The sequence below is a fragment of the Bradyrhizobium cosmicum genome, assembly GCF_032290525.1.
Classification (GTDB): Bacteria; Pseudomonadota; Alphaproteobacteria; order Rhizobiales; family Xanthobacteraceae; genus Bradyrhizobium; species Bradyrhizobium cosmicum_A.
The window spans coordinates 89,764-105,630 of sequence record NZ_JASXTA010000025.1; the positions used below are offsets into that span (position 1 = coordinate 89,764).

General features: G+C 64.6%; 15 protein-coding genes and 1 pseudogene. 11 read left to right on the top strand and 5 right to left on the bottom strand.

The window, feature by feature from the left end; all coding sequences use genetic code 11:
* The first annotated feature begins 45 nt into the window (after nt 1-45).
* From QSV46_RS33000 to QSV46_RS33020, 5 genes are all read left to right on the top strand, one after another.
* Nucleotides 46-1,551 carry a M81 family metallopeptidase gene (locus QSV46_RS33000; protein ID WP_314961368.1) on the top strand — a complete coding sequence of 502 codons (1,506 nt, stop codon included), beginning with the start codon at nt 46-48 and terminating at the stop codon, nt 1,549-1,551.
* A gap of 14 nt (nt 1,552-1,565) precedes the next feature.
* Nucleotides 1,566-2,729, top strand: coding sequence for a M20 aminoacylase family protein (locus tag QSV46_RS33005; protein ID WP_314961372.1), 1,164 nt, complete (start codon nt 1,566-1,568; stop codon nt 2,727-2,729).
* Between the two features lie 2 nt (nt 2,730-2,731).
* Entirely contained in the window at nt 2,732-4,153 is a 1,422-nt protein-coding gene (locus QSV46_RS33010; RefSeq protein WP_314961375.1) for an amidase, read from the top strand.
* A 135-nt stretch (nt 4,154-4,288) separates the two neighbouring features.
* Nucleotides 4,289-5,179: a crotonase/enoyl-CoA hydratase family protein gene (locus tag QSV46_RS33015; RefSeq protein WP_314961379.1), complete on the top strand. Its 891-nt coding sequence runs from the start codon at nt 4,289-4,291 to the stop codon at nt 5,177-5,179.
* A gap of 135 nt (nt 5,180-5,314) precedes the next feature.
* Complete coding sequence (locus QSV46_RS33020; RefSeq protein ID WP_314961382.1) at nt 5,315-5,761, top strand: hypothetical protein; 447 nt, start codon at nt 5,315-5,317, stop codon at nt 5,759-5,761.
* On the opposite strand, the gene QSV46_RS33025 is transcribed toward QSV46_RS33020, so the two are convergent.
* Both QSV46_RS33025 and QSV46_RS33030 read right to left on the bottom strand, forming a co-directional pair.
* On the bottom strand, nt 5,750-6,724 hold the full coding sequence (locus QSV46_RS33025; RefSeq protein ID WP_314961385.1) for an NADPH:quinone oxidoreductase family protein: 975 nt from the start codon (nt 6,722-6,724) through the stop codon (nt 5,750-5,752). The genes QSV46_RS33020 and QSV46_RS33025 overlap by 12 nt on opposite strands.
* On the bottom strand, nt 6,724-7,332 hold the full coding sequence (locus QSV46_RS33030; RefSeq protein WP_314961387.1) for a 2-hydroxychromene-2-carboxylate isomerase: 609 nt from the start codon (nt 7,330-7,332) through the stop codon (nt 6,724-6,726). Before QSV46_RS33030 ends, QSV46_RS33025 begins: the two co-directional genes overlap by 1 nt.
* 109 nt (nt 7,333-7,441) lie before the next feature.
* On the opposite strand from QSV46_RS33030, the gene QSV46_RS33035 reads away from it, so the two are divergent.
* Nucleotides 7,442-8,464 (top strand): methionine synthase, encoded by a 1,023-nt coding sequence (locus tag QSV46_RS33035; RefSeq protein ID WP_314961391.1) that lies wholly within the window; start codon nt 7,442-7,444, stop codon nt 8,462-8,464.
* A gap of 34 nt (nt 8,465-8,498) precedes the next feature.
* Here QSV46_RS33035 and QSV46_RS33040 read toward each other — a convergent pair.
* The 3 genes and pseudogenes from QSV46_RS33040 to QSV46_RS33050 all read right to left on the bottom strand — a co-directional run bounded on the left by QSV46_RS33040 (nt 8,499) and on the right by QSV46_RS33050 (nt 10,533).
* Nucleotides 8,499-9,120: pseudogene (locus QSV46_RS33040) on the bottom strand (hypothetical protein).
* Between the two features lie 108 nt (nt 9,121-9,228).
* Entirely contained in the window at nt 9,229-9,756 is a 528-nt protein-coding gene (gene gpt / locus QSV46_RS33045) for a xanthine phosphoribosyltransferase (protein ID WP_314961394.1), read from the bottom strand.
* A gap of 39 nt (nt 9,757-9,795) precedes the next feature.
* Nucleotides 9,796-10,533: a competence/damage-inducible protein A gene (locus QSV46_RS33050; RefSeq protein WP_314961396.1), complete on the bottom strand. Its 738-nt coding sequence runs from the start codon at nt 10,531-10,533 to the stop codon at nt 9,796-9,798.
* A gap of 278 nt (nt 10,534-10,811) precedes the next feature.
* On the opposite strand from QSV46_RS33050, the gene QSV46_RS33055 reads away from it, so the two are divergent.
* From QSV46_RS33055 to QSV46_RS33075, 5 genes are all read left to right on the top strand, one after another.
* Entirely contained in the window at nt 10,812-12,230 is a 1,419-nt protein-coding gene (locus QSV46_RS33055) for a circularly permuted type 2 ATP-grasp protein (protein WP_314961398.1), read from the top strand.
* A gap of 5 nt (nt 12,231-12,235) precedes the next feature.
* Nucleotides 12,236-13,180: an alpha-E domain-containing protein gene (locus QSV46_RS33060; protein WP_314961401.1), complete on the top strand. Its 945-nt coding sequence runs from the start codon at nt 12,236-12,238 to the stop codon at nt 13,178-13,180.
* Between the two features lie 109 nt (nt 13,181-13,289).
* Entirely contained in the window at nt 13,290-14,132 is an 843-nt protein-coding gene (locus QSV46_RS33065; protein WP_314961404.1) for a transglutaminase family protein, read from the top strand.
* Nucleotides 14,133-14,252: 120 nt separating this feature from the next.
* On the top strand, nt 14,253-15,011 hold the full coding sequence (locus QSV46_RS33070) for a proteasome-type protease (protein WP_314961406.1): 759 nt from the start codon (nt 14,253-14,255) through the stop codon (nt 15,009-15,011).
* Between the two features lie 24 nt (nt 15,012-15,035).
* A complete protein-coding gene (locus QSV46_RS33075) occupies nt 15,036-15,794 on the top strand; it encodes an SDR family oxidoreductase (RefSeq protein WP_314961409.1) in 759 nt (252 codons plus the stop codon).
* Nucleotides 15,795-15,867: the final 73 nt, after the last annotated feature.

Here is a 15,867-nt window from a genome sequence, read left to right on the forward strand (position 1 = left end):
GCCAAGGCTAACGTCGCGCACTTTCAATCGCCTGGACTTGAGTTGATGACACGTATCGCCGTCGGCGGCTTCCTGCACGAGACCAACACCTTCGCGCCAACCAAGGCGACGTTCGCGGACTTCCAGCATGGCGGCGGCTGGCCGGCGATGACGCAAGGGGCCGAGGTGCTGAAGGTGATGCGGCGCATCAATGTCGGCCTCGCCGGGTTCGTCGACAGCGCCGAAGCCAATGGCTGGGACCTTATTCCGACGATTGCCTGTGGTGCGAGCCCGTCGGCGCACGTCACCAGGGACGCCTTCGAGCGCATCGTGAAGGTGATGGTCGACAGCATCGCAGCCGCCGGACCGCTCGACGCGGTCTATCTCGACCTGCACGGCGCCATGGTGACCGAGCATCTCGACGACGGCGAAGGCGAAATTCTGGCGCGCGTGCGCCGCGTCATCGGCAAGGATGTCCCGTTGGTCGCAAGCCTCGATCTCCACGCCAACGTCACGCCCGAGATGATGGAACATGCGGACGCGCTGATCGCCTACCGCACCTATCCGCATGTCGACATGGCCGAGACCGGCCGCGCCTCGGCCCGCCACCTCGCCCTGCTCCTGAAGACCAAGCAGCGCTTCGCAAAATCGTTCCGCCAATTGCCGTTCCTGATCGCGATCAGCTGGCAATGCACCAACGACTACCCTACCAAGGGCATCTACGAAAAGCTCGCCGCGTTGGAGAGCGACGCGGTCCCGACACTCTCTTTCGCGCCCGGCTTCCCCGCCGCCGATTTCCGCGATTGCGGACCGAGCGTGTTCGCCTACGGCAAGACGCAAGCGGACGCCGACCGTGCGGCCGATGCGATCGTCAAACTGATCGAGAGCCACGAGGACGATTTCGACGGCAAGATCTGGTCGCCCGACGACGGCGTGCGCCACGCGATGGAACTTTCGAAGAGCGCGAGCAAGCCGATCATCATCGCCGACACCCAGGACAATCCCGGCGCCGGCGGCGATTCCGACACCACAGGCATGCTGCGCGCGCTGGTGCGCAACAAGGCCAGTGCTGCAACCGGCGCGATCTACGATCCGGAATCGGCCAGGGCCGCGCATGCGGCCGGCGTCGGCGCCACCGTGACGCTGTCGCTGGGCGGCAAGTCCGGCATTCCCGGCGATGAGCCCTATCGCGACACCTTCATCGTCGAAAAACTCTCCGACGGCCGCTTCATCGCGCCCGGCCCCTATTATGGCGGCCGCGAGATGGAGATGGGTCCGTCCGCCTGCCTTCGCATCGGCGATGTCCGCGTCGTCGTCTCCTCCCACAAGGCGCAGCTCGCCGATCAGGCGATGTACCGCTATGTCGGCATCGAGCCCACCGAAGAGAAGATTCTGGTCAACAAGAGCTCGGTGCATTTCCGCGCCGATTTCGAGCCGATCGCGGCAAAGCTGATGATCTGCGCCGCCCCCGGCGCGATGCCGGCCGACACGGCCACGCTTCCCTGGACGCGGCTGCGTCCGGGCATCCGCATCAAGCCGAACGGCCCCGCCTTCAATCCCCCTTCACGCTAACCGGACAGGAACACATGCCCACGATCGAGCGCATCGACGGCTATGCCGACGAACTCACCGCCATCCGCCGCGACCTTCACGCCCATCCCGAAATCGGCTTCGAGGAAGTGCGCACCTCCGGCATCGTCGCCGACAAGCTAAAGAGCTGGGGCATCGAGGTGCATCGCGGTCTCGGTGGCACCGGCGTGATCGGCGTGATCAAGGGCAAAGGCTCGGGCACCAAGCGCATCGGCCTGCGCGCCGACATGGACGCGCTGCCGATGGAAGAGAACACCAATCTGAAGTGGAGCTCGAAAATCCCCGGCCGCTTCCACGGCTGCGGCCATGACGGCCACACCACCATGCTGCTCGGCACGGCGCGCTACCTTGCCGAAACCAAGAACTTCGACGGCACCGTGCACCTGATCTTCCAGCCGGCCGAGGAAGGCCTCGGCGGCGCCCGCGCCATGATCAAGGACGGGCTGTTCGAGAAGTTTCCCTGCGACGAGCTCTACGGCCTGCACAACGCGCCCGACCTCAATCACGGCGAGATCGCCATCCTGCCCGGCCCGGCCATGGCCAGCGCCGACTTCTTCGACCTCCGCATCACCGGCTACGGCGCGCATGGCGCGATGCCCGAACGCTCCAAGGACGCGGTGATCATCGCGACCACGCTGGCGCAGGCGATCCAGACCATCGTCAGCCGCAACGTCGAGCCGCTGCAGGCCGCCGTCGTCTCGATCACGCAGATCCACGCCGGTTCCGCCTACAATGTCATCCCCGGCGACGCGCATCTCTGCGGCACCATCCGCACTTTCTCGAAAGAAGTCCGCACCCTGATCAGCGAGCGCATTCGCACGATCTGCGCCGGCATTGCGAGCGCCTATCAGTGCGTGATCGACGTCGACATCCGCGACACCTTCGATGTGCTGGTCAACCAGGTCGAGCAGTCCAAGGTGGTGGAAGACGTCGCGCGCACCATCGTCGATCCCGCCAACGTGATCACCCGCGCCCAGCCGAAGATGGGCAGCGAGGATTTCGCCGACATGTTGCAGACCATTCCCGGCGCCTATTTCTGGGTCGGCCATGACGGCTCGGTGCCGGTGCACAATCCCGGCTTCGTGCTCGACGACAAGATCCTGCCGATCGGCGCCAGCATGTTCGCCCGGATCATCGAAACGCGCATGCCGGTGGTCTAACAATGCAGAAGAAGAGCGTCGAAGAGGCGGTCACCTCGCTGCACGATCTGTCCGCGGTCGATCTGATCGCGGGTTACCGGGCAAAACAGTTCTCGCCGAGCGAGGTGCTGGAGGATTTGCTCACGCACGTCGCTGCGTGGGAGCCGCACCTTAAGGCGCTCTATGCGTTCGATCCCGACAGCGCGCGCGAGGCCGCAAAGGCCTCGACCGCGCGCTGGACCGGCGGCGAGCCGTCCGGCGCGCTCGATGGCGTGCCCGTCACGGTCAAGGACAACATCGCGACCAAGGGCGTGCCGGTGCCGCTGGGCGCGGCGAGCGTCAAGCTCGTGCCGGCCGAGAAGGATGCCCCGCCCGCCGCTCGGCTGCGCGAAGCCGGCGCGATCATCTTCGCAAAAACCACCATGCCGGATTACGGCATGCTGTCCTCCGGACTTTCCAGCTTCCACGCGCTCGCGCGCAATCCCTGGGATCTCTCGAAAAATCCCGGCGGCTCCAGCGCCGGCGCGGGCGCTGCCGCGGCAGCCGGCTACGGTCCGCTGCATCTCGGCACCGATATCGGCGGCTCGGTCCGCCTGCCCGCGGGCTGGTGCGGCCTTGTGGGCTTAAAGCCGAGCTTTGGCCGCGTGCCGATCGACCCGGCTTATGTCGGCCGTGTCGCCGGCCCCATGACCCGCACGGTCGATGATTGCGCGCTGATGATGAGCGTGATCGCAAAGCCCGACCGGCGCGACGGCACGAGCCTGCCCGCCGAGCCGCTGAACTGGAAGGGGCTGGAGAAGTCCCCGCGCAAACTGCGCATCGGCCTGATGCTCGATCCCGGCGTCGGCTTGGCGCTGGAGAAGCCGGTCCGTGAGGTCGCGGTGAAGGCCGCGAAAGCGTTCGAATCCGCCGGCGCGGTCGTGACCGAAGTCGACGGCATTCTCACGCGCGAGATGCTCGACGGCCTCGACAATTTCTGGCGCGCGCGGATGTGGGACGATCTGTCGAAGCTGACGCCGGAAGATCAAGCCAAGGTACTGCCCTATATCTTCACATGGGGCGAGTCCGGCGCAAAGCTGTCGGGCGTCGACGTCATCCGCGGCTTCAACCAGACCATGGCGATCCGCGCCGCAGCAGGAAAGCTGTTCTGCGAGCTCGACTATTTGATCTCGCCGACCGCACCGAACGTGAACTATCCGGCCGACTGGGCTGCACCAACCCACGATCCGATGAGGCCGTTCGAGCACATCGCCTATACCGTGCCGTGGAATATGTCGGAGAACCCCGCGATCTCGATCAATGGCGGCTTCGATGCCAAGGGTTTTCCCATCGGCGTACAGATCGTCGGCAGGCGCTTCGACGATCTCGGCGTGCTCGGCATGGCCAAGGCGTTTGAGGGCTTGCGCGGTCCGCAGAAGCCCTGGCCGAGCCCGCCGGCGAAGTAGCGCTCAGCGTCTACGCACAAGTCGTCATGCGCGGGCTCGACCCGCGCATCCATCCCTCATCAAAAAAGATGGATTGCCGGGTCAAGCCCGGCAATGACACAATTGATTCAAGAATGACAGGGAAGGAAACCCCACATGGCGTATGAGACGATCAAGTACGAGGTCGCCGACCAGATCCTCACCATCACGCTGAACCGGCCCGACAAGCTCAACGCCTTCAACGCGCAGATGCAAGGCGAACTGATCGAAGCGTTCGACGCCGCCGACAAGGACGACAACGTCCGCGCCATCATCGTCACCGGCGCCGGCCGCGGCTTTTGCGCGGGCGCCGATCTGTCCTCCGGCGCCGACACGTTCGACCGCGACGCGCGGCGCGGCCCGGTCAGGCGGTCGGCCGACGGCAAGGTCGACTACAGCGACCCGCAGGTGCGCGACGGCGGCGGCCAGGTGACGCTGCGCATCTTCAAATGCCTGAAGCCCGTGATTGCAGCGGTGAACGGCCCGGCCGTCGGCATCGGCGTCACCATGCAGCTCGCGATGGACATCCGCATTGCGTCCGAGGCCGCCCGCTTCGGCTTCGTGTTCTCCCAGCGCGGCATCGTGCCGGAGGCGGCCTCGAGCTGGTTCCTGCCGCGTATCGTCGGCATCTCGCAGGCGCTGGAATGGTGCTATTCGGGCCGAGTCTTTCCGGCGCAGGAAGCGCTTGCCGGACGCCTCGTCAGCAAGGTCGTGGCCCCGGATGATCTCCTGCCGACGGCCCGCGCTCTCGCCAGGGAATTCGCGGCGAAGACCGCGCCGGTCTCGGTGGCGCTGATCCGCCAGATGATGTGGCGCATGATGGGCGCCGACGATCCGATGGAGGCCCACAAGGTCGACAGCCGCGGCATCTACGCCCGCGGCCGCTCCGACGACGTCAAGGAAGGCGTGGTGTCGTTCCTGGAGAAGCGCCCCGCGCAGTTCAAGAACAAGGTGTCGTCCGACATGCCGGATTATTTCCCGTGGTGGACCGAGCGGGAATACAAATGAGGCATCGCGGCGCGCCATAACGCGCAATTTGATTGTTTGATCCATGCCGGCCGCGCATGGACCGCCGCCGAACCGCCTGCTGCATCGCAATACTGCATCGCTGTATCGTATCGCACCTCACGGGAAGCGATACCGATGCGTCTTTACCTGCGAATGGCGGCTCTCGCGCCACTCGTCCTGACCGGCTGCGCCCAGCAGGATGCCGAATGGGCGCAGCGCGGCCGAGCAAGTCTGGTCGGGCTCGATCAATCGTCCATCCGTATGTGTGCCGGCCTGCCGTCGGGCACGGTGAAGGATGGTTCCAGCGAGATCTGGATGTATGAGCACGCCGCAAGCCCGCCGGGCGGCGTTCCGCCGCCGACGCTCACCCTGCCGCCCGGTCTGAATGTCGGGGGCCAGGCGCCGTCGGGCTATTGTCGGGTCCAGCTCCGCTTCGTCCGCGGCAAAGTCACCGAAGTGCAATATGCCGGCGCGACCGATATCGGTAACGCACGCGATGCGGTCTGTGGCCAGATCGTGAAGACCTGTCTCGGCTACTCGGCGGGAGGTCACGACACGGTCGCACGTGCCTCACATCAGTAACGCGACCCGCCCGATCGCCTTGCGCTCGATCAGCAATCGCATCGCCGCAGCATAGTCTTCCAGCGGCAAACGATGCGACACGTTCGGACGCAGCTTGCCCTCCTCCGCCCATTGCAGCAGCGCCTTCAGGCGCACTTCGCCGAGTGCAGGATTTTTTCGAACCGCCTCACCCGCACGGACCCCGAGCACGCTGGCGCCCTTGATCAGCAGGAGATTGGTCTTGGCCGAGCCGATGCCGCCGGTAAAACCAATCACCAGCAGCCGCGCGCCCCAGGCGATGCAGCGCATCGAATCCTCGAACACTTCGCCGCCGACGGGATCGAATACCACGTCGGCCCCGCGGCCATCGGTGATGCGCTTGACGGCATCGCGAAACGGCTCGCGGTCGTAGCGGATGAGATGGTCGGCGCCCCGCGATTTCGCAATCGCGAGCTTCTCGTCGCTGGAGGCCGTTGCGATCACGCTCGCGCCCAGCATCTTGCCGATCTCGACGGCGGCAAGGCCGACGCCGCCGCCGGCGCCATGCACCAGCAGCACCTCTCCCGGCTCGACCCGGCCGCGATCGATCAGTGCATGATAGGCGGTGCCGTGGCCGGCGAGATAGGTCGCAGCTTCCGCGTAGTCGAACGTCGACGGCATTGGCGTGAGCTGCGACGGCGTCACCACCGCCTCATCCGTGAAGGCACCATGGCGCATCTTCACGATGACCTTGTCGCCGACGGCAACGCCCCGCGCCTCCGTGCCGACCTCGGTGACATCGCCCGCAGCTTCCATACCGGGCGTGAACGGCAGCTCCGGCTTGAGCTGATACTCACCGGCCGCCATCAGCACATCGGGAAAATTCAGCCCCGCCGCGCGGATCGCGACGCGCACGTCGCCCGGCTGCAGCGGCCGCGACGGAAACTCCTCCAGCTGCAGCGCTTCGGGCGCACCAAGCGCGCGGCAGACGACAGCCCGCACCATCAGGCTGCGCTCGCCCTGTTGCGCAGCAGCGCCTCACGGATCAGCGGCAGGCGATCGTTGCCGAAATACATGTCGGTCTTGCCGACGAAGATGGTGGGCGAGCCGAAGCCGCCGCGGGCGACGACCTCTTCCGTATTGGCCTTGAGCTGGTCCTTGATGCGCTGCTCCGAAATGCCCGCAAAGAACTTCTGCTCGTCGATGCCGACCTTCCTGCAGATGTCAGCCAGTACCGCATCCTGGGAGATGTCCTTGTCATCGCCCCAATAGGTCTCGAATACGGCCGTCGCGAACGGCACCATGTCCGCAGCCAGCCAGCTGCAGCCGCGCATCGCCTTGACGCTGTTTACGGGAAATACTGTCGGCGGCATCTTGATTGCCAGGCCCGCGGAGCGCGCCCAATCGGTGAGGTCCTTCTTCATGTAGCGCGCCTTCAGCGGCACCGGCGTCTCGCGCTGCGCGTAGACGCTCGGGTTGACCGTGTTGAAGATGCCGCCGACCAGGATCGGCCGCCATGTGATCTCCGCGCCGAGCTCTTTCGCCAACGGCTGGATGTTGTGGAAGGCGAGATAGGTCCAGGGGCTGGAACAGTCGAAGAAAAATTCGATCATGGCGTTTCCGGTCCGACGTCGCCGGATTCAAGGCGACTTTTGTTGTTCTGTACCTTGACGTTAAGACATGGCAGGAAGGGGCGCAACATAACCTGCCGGGAGGGCCGCCATGCTGTTTCCAACCACGATCGCCGGCTCCCTGCCGAAGCCGGAATGGCTCGCCGAGCCCAACATGCTCTGGGCGCCCTGGAAGTCGCAAGGCGATGAGCTTCTGCGCGCCAAGCGCGACGCGACCATGCTCGCCGTAAAACTCCAGGAAGACGCCGGGATCGACATCGTCACCGAGGGCGAGCAGGCCCGTCAGCATTTCGTGCACGGTTTTCTGGAGAAGATCGAGGGCATCGATTTCGCCCACAAGGTCGAGATGGGCATCCGCAAGGACCGCTACAAGGCGATGGTGCCGCAGGTGGTCGCGCCGCTCCAGCTCAAGAGCCGTGTTCATGCCGACGAGGCCCGCGTTGCGCGCACGCATACGAAGAAGAAGCTGAAATTCACCCTGCCCGGCCCGATGACCATCATCGACACGATTGCGGACTGCTACTATGGCGACCGCGTCAAGATGGCCTTCGCCTTCGCCGATCTCTTGAACGAGGAGGCCAAGGCGCTGCAGGCCGACGGCGTCGATCTCGTGCAGTTCGACGAGCCCGCCTTCAACGTCTACATGGACGAGGTCAACGACTGGGGCATCAAGGCGCTGGAGCGCGCCGCCCAGGGCCTCACCTGCGCCACCGCCGTGCACATCTGCTACGGCTACGGCATCAAGGCCAACACCGACTGGAAGGAGACGCTCGGCGCGCAGTGGCGGCAATACGAGCAGATCTTTCCGGCGATCGACGCCAGCCCGATCCAGCAGGTCGCGATCGAATGCCGCAATTCGAAGGTGCCGCTCGATTTGCTCGCCCTGCTCAAGAGCAAGATCGTGCAGGCCGGCGTGATCGACGTCGCTAGCGACACAGTGGAGACGGCCGAGGACGTCGTGCAGGTGATCGACGCTGTGTCGAAATTCGTGCCCAAGAGCAACATCATCGCCACCACCAATTGCGGCATGGCGCCGATGCGGCGGGAGATCGCCGAAGCCAAGCTGATGGCGCTCGGCACCGGCGCCGCGCTGGCACGTGAGCAGCTGGGATGATGCGGACGTCCTGCGGATGCGTGCATCAGTAGGGTCAACCGCCGCGCTGGCTGCGCGCCGTCGGATGCAACACTGGCTGATATCCGGCGACAATCGCGCGCAGCGTTGAGGGCGGCGTCAGCAACATCGGGCGTTCGAGCGCGCGCGCATCCGGGGCGTAACCCGCGGGTGACCACAGCAGTGCCCTGCCCTGCATCACCAGGAAACTCTCCTCGCCCTGCTGCACCATCGCTCCGTCGGGCAGTGTCGCCAATGGCATTGGCAGCGCGTGCAATCGCTTCTTGCCGCGATCGAGGCGCTCGCGATGCAGCACGGGCCTTCGCGCTGACGTCGCCTGCACCGTTTCCAGCTTCCCACGCGCTGCGAAAGCGTTTGGCATCGTCGCGGCGACAGAAGAAGCAGGGCCGGTGCCCCGCCGCGAAGGCTGTGGCCTCGTCGAGGAAGAACAGCTCGGTCCAGCTCCGCCGTGCCATCACCGGGCGCCGCCAGCCGCGGAATTTACACAGGCAAACGATCCATGCCGGCGACGACCAGCGCTTGTTCAATAGTGTCTTCGTCGCGGGATCATGGATAATGCCGCGATTGCCGGTGAACATCCCGCGATCTGGCGTGGCAATGATTTCGCCGGTGGGCGTGACGCGGTTTTGCAGGGGCATGGTTGCCTCCCGCCCGTCATTGCGAGGAGCGAAGCGACGAAGCAACCCAGACTATTTCTGCGGACACATTTCTGGATTGCTTCGTTGCGCCCGCAATGACAGCGATGGTCATGCCGCTCCGTCGCGCAGCGGCGGGTGATAGGACAGCGCGGTGTCCCAGGGGAAGAAGATCCAGGTGTCCTGCGACACCTCCGTAATAAAAGTGTCGACCAGCGGGCGACCTTGTGGCTTGGCGTAGACCGTGGCGAAATGCGCATCGGGCAGCATCTGGCGCACCAGCCTGCCGGTCTTGCCGGTGTCGACGAGATCGTCGACGATCAGAAGTCCCTTGCCGGTGCCGCCGCCGAGCTTCATCGCTTGATCCGAGATACCCTTGAGGACCTGAAGGTCGCCCTGCTTGGTGTGGTCGTAGCTGGCGATACAGACCGTGTCGATGACGCGAACCCCGAGCTCGCGCGCCACGATCGCTGCCGGCACCAGCCCGCCGCGGGTGATCGCGATCACCGCGTGAAACGGACCGACCTCGTTGAGCCGCCAGGTCAGTGCCCGGCAATCCCGGTGGAACTGGTCCCACGAGACCGGAAAGGCCTTGCCGGTCCGCTCCTGCGCGCTCAGTTCCGGTGCTTCACCAGCCATTGTCGTCTCCTTCGTAAAACGTCCGGCAAGCCGGGCGCTTTAGCGGTTGATGTTCAGTCCCGCCAGCATTTCCTTCACCGCGGCCATCGCCGCCGCCAGCTTGTCCGCATCGCGCGAGCGCACCACGAGATTCGTATTCGGCTTCGAGTCCTCGTCCATGAAGGGATAGCTGCCGATGATGGTGTCGGGATGTTCGACGGCGATCGCCCGCAGCGGGCCCCCGATGTCGCCTTCCCGCGCATTGGCGCGGACCGATTCGGAGAGCATGCGGACACCCGATTTCAGCTTGGGCGAGACGATATCCATCATCGCCTGCATGATCGACGGCACGCCGGCCATCACGATGACGTTGCCGATCTTGAAGCCGGGCGCGAGGATGGTCGCGCTCTGGATCAGCTCGGCGCCGTCGGGGATGCGGGCCATGCGCAGGCGGGCCTCGTTGAGGTCCTGCCCGCTCCAGCGTTCGCGGAAACGGGCGACCACCTCGGGATGATGGTCGATGCCGACCCCGAATGCCTTGGCGACGCTGTCGGCGGTGATGTCGTCATGGGTCGGCCCGATGCCACCGGTGGTGAAGACGTAAGTGTAGCGATGCCGCAGCGCATTCAATGCAGCTATGATGTCGTCCTCGTCGTCGGAGACGACCCGGACTTCCTTCAGGTCGATGCCGATATTGGTCAGGTATTCGGCGATGAAGCCGATATTCTTGTCCTTGGTCCGGCCCGACAGGATTTCATCCCCGATGACCAGAATGCCCGCCGTGACGATGTCGCTCATGCCTTAAGTCCCTCACCTGTCGGTCCGACTTTGCCGAGGTAACGCGTTGAAGTCACGCGCTTTTGCTGTCGAAATAAGCAGTCCTCAGCCATTTTTTCAGGCAAGCCGCCGACCGTCCCCGGTAAATGCTGACAGTCCATGCTTATCGCGCTGGCCCGGCCCTTGCTACCACATGAAAGTCATGCACTCTTGCTGCATGGCCAGGACGTTGCGGTCTTCACCAGGGCCTTGGCGACCTGTCCAATGGCGCAATGCCTTGCGGAGACAAGTCGGGATCTATGGCAGTCGCGTTTGACGAAATGAACATTCCAGGTGGGGACCTTCGCCCCGCCTATCAGGAGCTGGCGCGCTGGCTCAAGGAGACGCCTCCCGAGGCGCTCGAGTATCGTCGCCAAGAGGCCGAGCTCCTGTTCCGCCGCATCGGCATCACCTTCGCCGTCTACGGCGATTCCGAGTCCACCGAGCGCCTGATTCCGTTTGACGTGATCCCGCGGATCATGTCCGGCAAGGAATGGACGCTGCTGGAGAAGGGCCTGAAGCAGCGCGTGCGCGCGCTCAACATGTTCCTGCGCGACATCTATCACGGCCGCGAAATCCTCCGTGCAGAAATCGTGCCCGACGATCTGATCTTCCAGAACCCGGTATTCCGGCCCGAAATGAACGGCCAGCAGGTGCCGCACGACGTCTACGTGCACATCGCCGGCATCGACATCGTCCGCGTCGACGCCGAGGACTTCATTGTTCTCGAGGACAATGCGCGCACGCCCTCGGGCGTGTCCTACATGCTGGAAAACCGCGAGATCATGATGCGGCTGTTTCCGGACCTGTTCGCCCGCCACAGGGTGGCGCCGGTGGAGCGCTATCCGGACGAGTTGCTGTCTGCGCTCCGCTCGGTCGCGCCGAACAGTGCCTCAGGCGAGCCGACGGTCGCTCTCCTGACGCCCGGCGTCTACAACTCCGCCTATTACGAGCACTCCTTCCTCGCCGACAAGCTCGGCATCGAGCTGGTCGAAGGCCGCGACCTCATCGTCAAGAACAACGAAGTGTTCATGCGGACGACCGAGGGGGTGAAGCGGGTTGACGTGATCTACCGCCGCGTCGACGACGACTATCTCGATCCCCTCACATTCCGCCCCGACTCTGCGCTGGGCGTGCCCGGACTGATGTCGGCCTATGCGGCCGGCAACGTCACGCTCGCCAACGCTGTCGGCACCGGTATCGCCGACGACAAGGCGATCTACTCCTACATGCCGGACATCGTGAAATTCTATCTCGGCGAGGAGCCGATCCTGAAGAACGTGCCGACCTGGCGCTGCCGCGAGCCGAAGGATCTCGCCTATGTGCTGGACAATCTCGGCGAACTCGTCGTCAAGGAAGTCCACGGCTCCGGCGGCTACGGCATGCTGATCGGCCCCGCCGCGACCAAGGCGACCATCGAAGCCTTCCGCGAAAAGCTCAAGCGCGAGCCGGAGGGCTTTATCGCCCAGCCGACGCTGGCGCTCTCGACCTGCCCGACCTGCACCGCCTCCGGCCTCGCGCCGCGTCATGTGGACCTGCGGCCTTTCGTGCTCACCGGCAGCAAGAGCACCACCATCGTGCCGGGCGGACTGACGCGCGTCGCACTGAAGGAAGGCTCCCTTGTGGTCAATTCGAGCCAGGGCGGCGGCACCAAAGACACTTGGATCCTGGACGAGTAGAGAGAATGCTGTCGCGTACCGCCGAAAACCTCTACTGGCTCGCCCGCTACGTCGAACGGGCCGAATATCTCGCACGCACCATCGATGCGACGCTACGCGTCACCGCGCTTCCCGCCGCCTATATCGGCAAGACCAACGAGTGGGACTCTGCGCTGCTCACCGCCGGCGTCGCCGCCAGCTTCTATCAGCAGTATGAAGAAGCCAACGAGCGCAACGTCGTCGATTATCTCTCGTTCTCGGCGGATAATCCGTCCTCGATCAGGAATTGCATCGAGGCGGCGCGGCTGAACTCGCGCTCGGTGCGCACCGCGCTGACCAGCGAGATGTGGGACACCATCAACTCGGCCTGGATCGATTTGCAGGAAGTCTGGAGCAGAGGGACCTCGACGCGCGAGGATCTCGCCAAATTCCTGCGCTTCGTGCAGGAGACCTCGCTGCGCTTCGACGGCTCGGCCTACCGGACCATGCTGCGCAACGACGCGTACTGGTTCTCGCGGATGGGCCTGCATCTCGAACGCGCCGACAACACCGCGCGTATTCTCGATGTGAAGTACCACGTGCTGCTGCCCGAGGAAGAACATGTCGGCGGACCGCTCGACTTCTACCAGTGGAGCTCGATCCTGCGCTCGGTTTCGGCGCTGACGGCCTATCACTGGGTCTACCGCGAGACGCTGAAACCCTGGCTGATCGCCGACCTGCTCATCCTGAACGACACGCTGCCGCGCTCGCTGGCGAGCTGCTACGGCAATCTCGTCCGCAACCTCGACCAGATCGGCGTCGCCTATGGCCGCCAGGGTCCCGCCCAGCGCCACGCCCGCGGCATCCGCAACCGGCTGGAACACAGCAACATGAACGACATATTCCAGCACGGCGTGCATGAATTCATTCAAGAATTCATCACGGACAATTCCAGGCTGGGCGAAATCATCACGAAGCAGTATTTGATCTGATACACGCAGTCATTCCGGGATGGTCCGAAGGACCAGACCCGGAAACTCGAGATTCCCGGGTTCGGTGCTGCGCACCGCCCCGGAATGACGCCAGAACAATGGTCCACCCATGCGCCTGCGTATCCAGCACACCACGACCTATCGCTACGAGCCGCCGGCCACCAGCGTGATCCAGATCCTACGGATGACGCCGGGCAGCCATGACGGGCAATATGTGGCGGAGTGGCAGATCGACGTCTCGACCGACTCCAAGCTCGACAATCATGAGGACGCGTTCGGCAACGTCACCCACGTGCTGTCGTGCGGGCCTGTCAGTGACATCAAGATCACCGCCGAAGGCCTGATCGAGACCCACGACACCGGCGGCGTGCTGCGAGGCGCCGACGAGCGTTTCCCGGCCGGCATGTTCTTGCGTGCCACCGACCTCACCACGGTCAATGCGGCGATGACCGCGGTCGCGCGGCAGTTGCGCAGCGAGGCCGAGAGCGACACGCTCGGCTTCCTGCACACGCTGATGTCGCAAATCAGCGACCACATGACATTCGACGAGGATCCGACCAACAGCGGCACCTCGGCGGCGGAAGCGTTCACGCTCAAGCGCGGCGTCTGCCAGGACTACGCGCATATCTTCATCGCCTGCGCCCGCAGCGGCGGCGTGCCGGCGCGTTTCGTTTCCGGCCAGTTCCTGCGCTCCGACGGCACGGTGCATCAGGACGCCGGCCACGCCTGGGCGGAAGCTTACGTCGACGGTCTCGGCTGGGTCGGCTTCGATCCCGCAAACTGCATCTGCACCACCGATGCCCATGTCCGCGTCGCGATCGGGCTCGATTATCTCGGCGCCGCACCGGTGCGCGGCACCCGCTATGGCGGCGGCGCGGAAACGCTGACGGTGGCGGTCAAAGTTGAGCAGGCCGGCCGCAGCGGACAGTCGCAGTCTCAGCGGCAGAGCTAAGACGGTCATTCCGGGTTCGCGCTACACGCATCCCCGAACGACACCGCCCCGGCAATCGGGGGTTGGAGCGGACCCCGAAATTGGCTAGTAATTCCGCGCAAACGCGTTCGGGGACTGGAAATGACCTATTGTTGCGGAATTCTGGTTCGGGACGGGCTCGTCATGATCGCCGACACCCGCACCAATGCCGGCCTCGACAACGTGTCGACCTTCCGCAAGCTGCATATCTTCTCGAAACCCGGCGATCGCATCATGGCGATCGCCAGCGCCGGCAATCTCGCCATCAGCCAGTCGGTGCTGTCGACGCTGACCGAAGGCCTCGAAGATCCCGACACCGGCGAGATCGAGACGCTGATGAACTCGCCCACCATGTTCCAGGCCGCCCAGCGCATCGGACGGGCGATCCGGGCGGTGCATGCGACCGAAGGCCCGGCGCTGAAGTCCGAGGACGTCTCGTTCGACGTCTCCTTCCTGTTCGGCGGCCAGATCAAGGGCGCGCGGATGCGCCTGTTCATGGTCTACACCGCTGGCAATTTCATCGAGTGCACCACCGACACGCCTTACCTTCAGATCGGCGAGCACAAATACGGCAAGCCGGTGCTCGACCGCGCCATGCACTACGATGTCGAGCTCTACGAGGCGCTGAAGACCGGCCTGATCTCGATGGACTCGACCATGCGCTCGAACCTCGGCGTCGGCCTGCCGATCGACGTGCTGGTGGTGCGCGCCGACGCTTGCGAGGCCGATCTCAACCACCGCATCGAGGCGGGTGAGCCCTATTTCCACGATCTGCGCTCGCGCTGGTCTGCGGCCCTGCGCGCAGCCCATCAGAACATCCCGCGGCCGCCCTACAAGAACGAAAAAGAACCGAAAACCTGACAGCATGAGAAAAGGCAGGAAACGATGAGTGAAGCAAAGAAAATCGCAGTGGTGACGGGCGCCGGCACCGGTGTCGGGCGCGCCGCGTCACTGGCGCTGATGAACACCGGCTTCACCGTGGTGCTGGTCGGGCGCCGAATGGAGATGCTCGAGGAGACCGCCAAGCTCGGCCCCGCGGGAAAAAGCCTCTGCGTCACTGCCGACATGACCAAGCCGGAGCAGATCGCCGCGCTGTTCGACAAGGTGAAAGCGACCTATGGCCGCCTCGACGTGCTCTTCAACAACGCCGGCATGGGCGCGCCGCCGGTGAACTTCGAGGACCTCAGCCTCGAGCAGTGGCAGGCGGTGGTGAACACCAACCTCACCGGCCCGTTCCTGTGCACCCAGCACGCCTTCCGCATCATGAAGGATCAGAGCCCGCGCGGCGGCCGCATCATCAACAACGGCTCGATCTCGGCGCATGCGCCGCGTCCGTTCTCGGCGGCCTACACCTCGACCAAGCACGCCATCACGGGTCTCACCAAGGCCAGCAATCTCGACGGCCGCATGTACGACATCGCGGTCGGCCAGGTCGACATCGGCAATGCCGCCACCCCGATGACCGACCGCATGGTCGCCGGTCCCGGCGTGATGCAGCCCGACGGCACCATGAAGCACGAGCCGCGCATGGATGCGAAAGCGGTCGGCGATGCGGTCGCCTACATGGCCGGCCTGCCGCTCGATGCGAACGTGCTGACGATGACGGTGATGGCGACCAAGATGCCGTTCGTCGGGCGGGGCTAAAGCGTGATGGCATTAGCTTCGATAGCCTGAGTTTTTGAGGTAGTTGGCGCATTCTTCAGGCGTGAAGGCGTCA

Excerpts from the sequence above, each read along its gene's own strand:
- QSV46_RS33015 (WP_314961379.1), top strand. The coding sequence starts at position 4,289 with ATGGCGTATGAGACGATCAAGTACGAGGTCGCCGACCAGATCCTCACC.
- QSV46_RS33055 (WP_314961398.1), top strand. The coding sequence starts at position 10,812 with ATGGCAGTCGCGTTTGACGAAATGAACATTCCAGGTGGGGACCTTCGC.
- QSV46_RS33035 (WP_314961391.1), top strand. The coding sequence starts at position 7,442 with ATGCTGTTTCCAACCACGATCGCCGGCTCCCTGCCGAAGCCGGAATGG.
- QSV46_RS33030 (WP_314961387.1), bottom strand. The coding sequence starts at position 7,332 with ATGATCGAATTTTTCTTCGACTGTTCCAGCCCCTGGACCTATCTCGCC.
- QSV46_RS33060 (WP_314961401.1), top strand. The coding sequence starts at position 12,236 with ATGCTGTCGCGTACCGCCGAAAACCTCTACTGGCTCGCCCGCTACGTC.
- QSV46_RS33010 (WP_314961375.1), top strand. The coding sequence starts at position 2,732 with ATGCAGAAGAAGAGCGTCGAAGAGGCGGTCACCTCGCTGCACGATCTG.
- QSV46_RS33050 (WP_314961396.1), bottom strand. The coding sequence starts at position 10,533 with ATGAGCGACATCGTCACGGCGGGCATTCTGGTCATCGGGGATGAAATC.
- QSV46_RS33075 (WP_314961409.1), top strand. The coding sequence starts at position 15,036 with ATGAGTGAAGCAAAGAAAATCGCAGTGGTGACGGGCGCCGGCACCGGT.
- QSV46_RS33020 (WP_314961382.1), top strand. The coding sequence starts at position 5,315 with ATGCGTCTTTACCTGCGAATGGCGGCTCTCGCGCCACTCGTCCTGACC.
- QSV46_RS33070 (WP_314961406.1), top strand. The coding sequence starts at position 14,253 with ATGACCTATTGTTGCGGAATTCTGGTTCGGGACGGGCTCGTCATGATC.
- QSV46_RS33005 (WP_314961372.1), top strand. The coding sequence starts at position 1,566 with ATGCCCACGATCGAGCGCATCGACGGCTATGCCGACGAACTCACCGCC.
- QSV46_RS33025 (WP_314961385.1), bottom strand. The coding sequence starts at position 6,724 with ATGGTGCGGGCTGTCGTCTGCCGCGCGCTTGGTGCGCCCGAAGCGCTG.
- gpt (WP_314961394.1), bottom strand. The coding sequence starts at position 9,756 with ATGGCTGGTGAAGCACCGGAACTGAGCGCGCAGGAGCGGACCGGCAAG.
- QSV46_RS33000 (WP_314961368.1), top strand. The coding sequence starts at position 46 with ATGACACGTATCGCCGTCGGCGGCTTCCTGCACGAGACCAACACCTTC.
- QSV46_RS33065 (WP_314961404.1), top strand. The coding sequence starts at position 13,290 with ATGCGCCTGCGTATCCAGCACACCACGACCTATCGCTACGAGCCGCCG.